Origin of the sequence: Pseudomonas sp. (genome assembly GCF_050739775.1) — a bacterium.
GTDB lineage: Bacteria > Pseudomonadota > Gammaproteobacteria > Pseudomonadales > Pseudomonadaceae > Aquipseudomonas.
Map to the genome: position 1 here is coordinate 70,310 of NZ_JBOICA010000029.1, position 6,098 is coordinate 76,407.

10 protein-coding genes are annotated in these 6,098 nt (G+C 57.0%); 2 read left to right on the forward strand and 8 right to left on the reverse strand.

The window, feature by feature from the left end:
- Nucleotides 1–11: 11 nt before the first annotated feature.
- Genes ACRESH_RS16490 through ACRESH_RS16510 form a run of 5 tightly spaced genes read right to left on the reverse strand, consistent with a single transcriptional unit; the run spans nt 12 to nt 3,175 of the window.
- Nucleotides 12–515: a cyclin-dependent kinase inhibitor 3 family protein gene (locus ACRESH_RS16490; protein ID WP_431742981.1), complete on the reverse strand. Its 504-nt coding sequence runs from the start codon at nt 513–515 to the stop codon at nt 12–14.
- Between the two features lie 12 nt (nt 516–527).
- Nucleotides 528–1,244, reverse strand: coding sequence for an arsenical resistance protein ArsH (arsH, locus tag ACRESH_RS16495; protein ID WP_431742982.1), 717 nt, complete (start codon nt 1,242–1,244; stop codon nt 528–530).
- Nucleotides 1,245–1,248: 4 nt separating this feature from the next.
- Nucleotides 1,249–2,310: an ACR3 family arsenite efflux transporter gene (gene arsB / locus ACRESH_RS16500; protein ID WP_431742983.1), complete on the reverse strand. Its 1,062-nt coding sequence runs from the start codon at nt 2,308–2,310 to the stop codon at nt 1,249–1,251.
- A gap of 18 nt (nt 2,311–2,328) precedes the next feature.
- Nucleotides 2,329–2,799 (reverse strand): arsenate reductase ArsC, encoded by a 471-nt coding sequence (locus ACRESH_RS16505; RefSeq protein ID WP_431742984.1) that lies wholly within the window; start codon nt 2,797–2,799, stop codon nt 2,329–2,331.
- A 19-nt stretch (nt 2,800–2,818) separates the two neighbouring features.
- The gene (locus ACRESH_RS16510; protein WP_431742985.1) at nt 2,819–3,175 is read right to left on the reverse strand and encodes a metalloregulator ArsR/SmtB family transcription factor; all 357 of its coding nucleotides are present in this window, start codon (nt 3,173–3,175) and stop codon (nt 2,819–2,821) included.
- Between the two features lie 230 nt (nt 3,176–3,405).
- Here ACRESH_RS16510 and ACRESH_RS16515 point away from each other — a divergent pair, with 230 nt between their 5' ends.
- Nucleotides 3,406–3,744 (forward strand): ArsR/SmtB family transcription factor, encoded by a 339-nt coding sequence (locus ACRESH_RS16515; RefSeq protein ID WP_431742991.1) that lies wholly within the window; start codon nt 3,406–3,408, stop codon nt 3,742–3,744.
- 41 nt (nt 3,745–3,785) lie between these two features.
- Nucleotides 3,786–4,877 carry a flavin-containing monooxygenase gene (locus tag ACRESH_RS16520; RefSeq protein ID WP_431742986.1) on the forward strand — a complete coding sequence of 364 codons (1,092 nt, stop codon included), beginning with the start codon at nt 3,786–3,788 and terminating at the stop codon, nt 4,875–4,877.
- Nucleotides 4,878–4,893: 16 nt separating this feature from the next.
- On the opposite strand, the gene ACRESH_RS16525 is transcribed toward ACRESH_RS16520, so the two are convergent.
- The 3 genes from ACRESH_RS16525 to ACRESH_RS16535 form a co-directional block, all read right to left on the reverse strand.
- Complete coding sequence (locus ACRESH_RS16525) at nt 4,894–5,016, reverse strand: hypothetical protein (protein WP_431742987.1); 123 nt, start codon at nt 5,014–5,016, stop codon at nt 4,894–4,896.
- A 374-nt stretch (nt 5,017–5,390) separates the two neighbouring features.
- Nucleotides 5,391–6,023, reverse strand: coding sequence for a transmembrane anchor protein (locus ACRESH_RS16530; RefSeq protein ID WP_431742992.1), 633 nt, complete (start codon nt 6,021–6,023; stop codon nt 5,391–5,393).
- The coding region (locus ACRESH_RS16535; protein WP_431742066.1) for a transposase domain-containing protein at nt 6,004–6,098 on the reverse strand (95 nt) is incomplete at its 5' end. The genes ACRESH_RS16530 and ACRESH_RS16535, both read right to left, overlap by 20 nt.

The window sequence follows — 6,098 nt, forward strand, 5'->3', positions numbered from 1 at the left end:
TTCGCGAGCGGTCAGAGGGTTTTGGTGAATTGATTGATGTAGCTGACGTGTGCAGGGTTTTGAATCGCTCGCGGGCGCAGGGCCTGAACCTGAGCGATGGCCTCCTGCACGGGAATGCCGCACTCGATCATCAGGCGGGCTGCGAACAGGCCGGTACGGCCCGAGCCACCCTTGCAGTGAATAGCGATCGATTTGCCATCCATCAGCAGTTTTTTCAGTCGCTCCCGATGGATTTCCCAGGCGGCAGCAAAGGGTTCGCCGGGGGCCTGGTCATCCTCCACCGGCAGGTGGAACCATTCGAGTCTCAACAGCTGGCATTCCTCAGGCAGCAGATCGACTTCGTTCTGCAGCAGTTCTTCATTCGGCATCAGGGTTACCAGTGCGCTCGCACCGGCATCGCGCAGTGTCGCCAACGCCTGGGAGACCGACGTGTCCTTGGTACCAGGGCACGGGGTAAAGATCAGCTGGCCAATCAGCTCGGGAGTAACCAGCACGGAATAAGGGTGCAGTTGCATGCTCAAAAAGCCTCAGATGGATCGTTGATTGACGCGCTTCGACAGTTCTTCAGCGGACTCTTTACGTTCGGAATAGCGATCAACCATGTAGTCGGCGCGATCACGAAGAAGCAGGGTGAACTTCACCAGCTCCTCCATCACGTCGACGACACGGTCGTAGTACGCAGAGGGCTTCATGCGGCCCGCCTCGTCGAACTCCAGATAGGCCTTCGGTACTGACGACTGGTTAGGGATGGTGAACATGCGCATCCAGCGGCCGAGCACGCGCAACTGGTTGACCACGTTGAACGACTGGGAGCCACCGCAGACCTGCATCACCGCGAGGGTCTTGCCCTGCGTCGGACGCACGGCACCCATGCTCAGCGGAATCCAGTCGATCTGCGACTTGAACACGCCGGTCATCGCACCGTGGCGTTCCGGTGAACACCAGACCATGCCTTCCGACCAGAGCACCAGGTCGCGCAGCTCTTTGACCATGGGGTGGTCATCGGGTACGTCATCCGCCAATGGCAGGCCGGACGGATTGAAGATCCGCGTCTCGGCACCGAAGGGCTCCAGTAGGCGTGCCGCTTCCTCGGTCAGAAGGCGGCTGAAGGAGCGTTCGCGGGTCGATCCATACAGCAGCAGGATGCGCGGTTTGTGAGTGGACTGCTGCTCGATAGCCAGTTTGTCGGAAGACGGCAGATCGATCAGTTCACTGTCGATGTTGGGGATATGGTGTTCGGTCATGATTTCACTCCTGGGGCAAGGCGCCAGATGGCTGATCGAACCAGCGACGCTTGAGCCACCAGGCCACGCCAACCAGTGAGATCAGCACCGGTACTTCCACCAAAGGCCCGATAACGGTGGCAAAGGCTACCGGCGAGGCAAGGCCGAAAGTGGCAATGGCCACGGCAATGGCCAGTTCGAAGTTGTTACTTGCAGCGGTAAAGGCCAGCGTGGTGGTGCGTGGGTAGTCGGCCTCCAGCAGCTTGCCCATCCAAAAGCTGATGAAGAACATCACCACGAAGTAGATGGTCAGCGGGATGGCGATGCGCAGCACATCCAGAGGCAGTTGCAACACCACGTCGCCTTTCAGGCTGAACATGGCGACGACGGTCAGCAGTAACGCCACGAGCGTCAGCGGGCTGATTCTCGGAATGAAGCGCTTCTCGTACCAGGCGGAGCCTTTACGGCTGATCAGAATCTTGCGGGTCAGGAAGCCAGCCAGGAACGGGATGCCCAGATAGATCAGCACCGACTGGGCGATATCGAGGAAGCTGGTTTCGATGACGCTGCCTTCCAGGCCGAACAGCGGCGGCAGAAGGCCAAGGAAGATCCAGGCATACACACTGAAGAACAGGATCTGGAAAATGCTATTGAAGGCGACCAAGCCAGCAACGTACTGGTTGTTGCCACCCGCGATCTGGTTCCACACCAGCACCATGGCGATGCAGCGTGCCAAGCCGATGAGGATCAAGCCGGTCATGTATTCGGGATTGTCGGAGAGAAACACGACAGCCAGCCCGAACATCAGCACCGGGCCAATCACCCAGTTCTGAATCAGCGACAAGGCGAGGATGCGCTTGTCTTTGAAGACCTGTGGCAACTCGTCGTATTTTACCTTCGCCAATGGCGGGTACATCATGACGATCAGGCCAATGGCAATGGGGATGTTTGTCGAGCCAACCGACAGGCTATTCAGCCATGCTGGCAATCCCTGGAAGAGACTGCCGAGGCCGATGCCAAGCCCCATGGCCAAAAAGATCCAGACCGTTAGGTAGCGATCGAGGAATGAAAGGCGGCTCTTGCTCATGGTGAATCTCCCTTAACGTCAGAGCGTTCCGATGCATGCCAGCTCGGCCTTGAGCTGGGCGGCATCCAGTTGTTCGAAAGGCAATGCGAGAAATGCCGTAATGCGTCGTTTGATGTGTTCAAGCGTGATGTCGAAAGCAGCATCCAGTTCGGCGGCGCTACCTTGCAGGTCAGACGGATCGGAAAGGCCCCAGTGGGCTTTCACCGCTGGCCCGAAGAACACTGGGCATGCCTCGCCAGCGGCCTTGTCACAGACGGTGATGACGAAATCTGGTGCCAGATCGGCATGCGAGTCGGTGGATTTGCTGCTGAGGCCTTCCGTGGAAATAACTGCCCGTTGCAGGGCAGTGATGGAAAGCGGATTCACCTCGCCCTTGGGCTGGCTGCCTGCACTGAAAGCCTTCATACCGGCCGGGGCCAGATGGTTGAACACGGCTTCAGACAGGATGCTGCGGCAGCTATTGGCGGTGCAGAGGAACGGGACTTTCATCAAATTTTCTCGGCAGTGATCAGCAGCAGGTGGCGACGCGCAGTGGGCGGTCACCCATGGTGTCCAGTCGTTTGGCGCTGGTGCTCAGCCATTCGCGATTGGCCTCCAGCGTCGTTACCAGGATCTCGCGTACCCAGACGGGCAGCTCTGGATGCAGCCGGTAGTAGACCCATTGGCCTTGCCGGCGGTCTTCCAGCAAGCCGCAGGTGCGAAGTTGCGCCAGGTGACGGGAAACCTTGGGCTGGCTTTCTTCCAAGGCACAGATCAGTTCACAGACGCACAGCTCTTCCTCGCGAGCGATCAGCAGCATCATCCGAATGCGGTTCTCGTCGGCGAGGCATTTGAAAACCTTGGTTGGGGTCAGTGAGTCAGTCATAGCGGTTCTCAGTGTTTGGTTTTCACGAGTACGAACATCTTGATGCGCTCATGGATCTCGTGGAGCGAGCAGCGTTCGCGGTGCAAACAAACAGGACGCGGATCTTGCCAGTCATCACTAGATATTTTGCGTGCATATGGTTTTCCGAATATACGATTTTTCGAATGTATCGCAAGCTTGTGATGATGGGTGGCTTTACATATGCGTCTTCGTGCACATATATTGCCCTCATGACGACTACTGACAATCTCCGCGCCCAAGCCATCGATGCTGCCATCGAGTCGCTGGATGAAGCCTTCTTCAAAGCTCTCTGTGAACCCTCCAGGGTCGCAGTGTTCAAGCGCGTGCTCCAATTGGGGAGGGCGGATGTCGGCGAAATCGCCAAATCCTTGCCGCAGGAACGCTCTGTGATCTCAAGGCACTTACAGGTGCTGCACGATGCTCACATCGTGAAGGCCACCAAAGTGGGCAGACAGGTTTTCTATGAAGTGAATGGCGGGGCGATCGTCGAGCGTTTGGAGGGCCTCCTCCAGCGAACCAAGGGTCTGGTTTCGCTGTGCTGCCCGTAGTGAGGCTTTTTTTCTCTTAATATATGCATGAGTGTGCACATATGAATGAATCGAGTCGTACTTTGGATGTGGTTGTTATCGGGGGGGGCCAAGCAGGTTTGGCATTTGGCTGGCACTTGCAGCAACACGGTTTGGACTTTCTCATCATCGATGAGCAGGCGCGTCCAGGCGGAAACTGGCGTAATTACTACGACAGCCTGCAGTTGTTCTCACCGGCGGAATACTCAGCGCTGCCAGGGCTGTCGTTTCCTGGTGACCCCAAGAGCTATCCGCTACGGGACGAGGTGGTGAAGTACCTGGAGGCCTACGCTGCCGAGTTTCGACTTCCTTTTCAGGGAGGTACCCGAGTGGTGGGTGTAGCGCAGAAGGAAAAGGTGTTTGAGGTTCGCTGCGACACCGGAGCGATCTTCACCGCACGTTCTGTGGTCGTAGCATCGGGAGGATTTAGCCGTCCGTTTACGCCCAGTATTCCTGGGCTGGAAGGCTTCACAGGGACTTGTCTGCACAGCTCGGCTTATCGAACGCCAGAGCCTTTTGCTGGCCAGCGCGTTGTAGTGGTGGGTGCTGCGAACTCAGCGGTTCAAATTGCCTATGAGCTTGCAGGCGTCGCTGAGGTATTGCTGGCTACCCGCGAGGAGATTCGCTTCTTCCCACAGCGAATCTTCGGGCTCGATTTTCATGCCTGGCTGAAATTCACCAGGTTGGAGCAAACACGATGGTTGAGTGATCAGAGCACGCCAGTGCTCGACACCGGCAAGTACCGGAAAGCCCTCGACGCCGGTCGATTCCAGCGCAGGGCCATGTTTCAGCAGGTGCTACCCGATGCTGTGGTCTGGCCAGCCGGCAGTACGACCCAGATCGACGCGCTGATCTTCGCGACGGGCTTCCAGCCAAACCTGGATTTTCTGACTGCCCTGCCAATCACAGACCGGGAGGGGCGTGTGCTGCAGCGCAACGGTGTGGCAAGCCAGGTACCAGGCTTGTACTTCGTCGGCTTGCCCAAGCAACGAAACTTCGCTTCGGCAACACTGAGGGGCGTGGGTGCTGACGCGGGTTACCTGATGCCCCGACTGCTTCATTACCTGAGCAAGGGGCGTTCGTCTCACCTGTCAGCTTCGCCCCGCCAGGTCTAACCTCTGGTAATCCGAGTCACACCACGGTGATGATGAGGATGCTGACCAAGGAGAACCAGCGCAGTAAATTGAACTGCACAGCGCTGGCCATCAGGTCTTTTCCGGAAAAGAGCCTGCCTAACCCGGATGCAAGATTCATAACGAATCCCTGTCTTGAGATAGACGGTTATAGCGCAGTTCGATCATTTACCTATATGACTAATTGCATTTAGCCATCAGAGATTAGCGCTTTTTTGGCGCTAATCCCTATCCGCAATTGATCATTGTGACCAAGGCAAGGTTGAGACTGCGTTACGGTCTCAACCACTGCCAATCAGTCGTGCGAATGCCCATGGCCTCCACTGTCGGAGGTCGTCTCTGTTTCGCCGCCACTGCAAGCAGTCAGCAGGCCAAGAAAGCAGATCAACAAAATGGAGCGAAGCAGCGCTGCTGGGGATTTCATAAAGTTCTTTTCCTAAAGGTAGCGAAGGCAAATGGCGCCCCAGCGGTTCGTTGGGGCGCAGTGTCGGAGGGTTACTTTTTGATAGTCAGATAGTCGCCAGAGGTTTTTAGCGAGACTGTCACGTCGCTGTTGGTGCGGTTACGCCAGAACCAACCATGAGTGCCGTCGAATAGAGCGGTAATCCCTCCTTTGTCACCCTTCACCTGCTTGGCTTTGCTGTAGCTGTGGAAATCGCCTTGAGCTGCGTTATAGGTTTCACCATGAGTGTCATGGTTGACCGGTCCAGTCGTGGTCCACTCGTAACTGGCTGTACTGCCCTTGCGCATTTCCAGCTTGATTTCTCGACCTTCGCCTGGCTTTAGCGTCAAGGTCATGTAATCAGCCTTCGCCGCAGGCGTTGCTGTGGTGGGTTGTACAACTGGAGTGGCTAGAGTCTGCACTTGAGCCACTGGCTGCGGCGCTGGTGCGACCACAGGAGTTGGAGCAGCAGCGCTCGGTTGTGGTGGCGCAGCATCGGCCAATGCCTCTTGCGCCAAGATGGTTTTCAGCTCACCCATTTGTGTCAGGCCCAAAGCTCGACCAACCCCGGTGGGATCAATGGCGTATTCAGAGGGCATCACTACCGTCACCAGCAGCCCCAAGGCAGTTGCCAAGTAAGCGGTTGGGGAACACACCTTGCTCAGGTCAGCCCGACATCCATTGATGCGGTAGCAGTTGGTCGATCTCACTGGCCTTCTGCGTCGGCAACCGCGTCAGCACGTCCTTGAGATAGGCATACG

What these genes read in the sequence shown, in the direction of transcription:
- arsB (WP_431742983.1), bottom strand. Translation starts at nt 2,310, where the DNA reads ATGAGCAAGAGCCGCCTTTCATTCCTCGATCGCTACCTAACGGTCTGG.
- ACRESH_RS16505 (WP_431742984.1), bottom strand. Translation starts at nt 2,799, where the DNA reads ATGAAAGTCCCGTTCCTCTGCACCGCCAATAGCTGCCGCAGCATCCTG.
- ACRESH_RS16510 (WP_431742985.1), bottom strand. Translation starts at nt 3,175, where the DNA reads ATGACTGACTCACTGACCCCAACCAAGGTTTTCAAATGCCTCGCCGAC.
- ACRESH_RS16515 (WP_431742991.1), top strand. Translation starts at nt 3,406, where the DNA reads ATGACGACTACTGACAATCTCCGCGCCCAAGCCATCGATGCTGCCATC.
- ACRESH_RS16490 (WP_431742981.1), bottom strand. Translation starts at nt 515, where the DNA reads ATGCAACTGCACCCTTATTCCGTGCTGGTTACTCCCGAGCTGATTGGC.
- ACRESH_RS16520 (WP_431742986.1), top strand. Translation starts at nt 3,786, where the DNA reads ATGAATGAATCGAGTCGTACTTTGGATGTGGTTGTTATCGGGGGGGGC.
- arsH (WP_431742982.1), bottom strand. Translation starts at nt 1,244, where the DNA reads ATGACCGAACACCATATCCCCAACATCGACAGTGAACTGATCGATCTG.
- ACRESH_RS16525 (WP_431742987.1), bottom strand. Translation starts at nt 5,016, where the DNA reads ATGAATCTTGCATCCGGGTTAGGCAGGCTCTTTTCCGGAAAAGACCTG.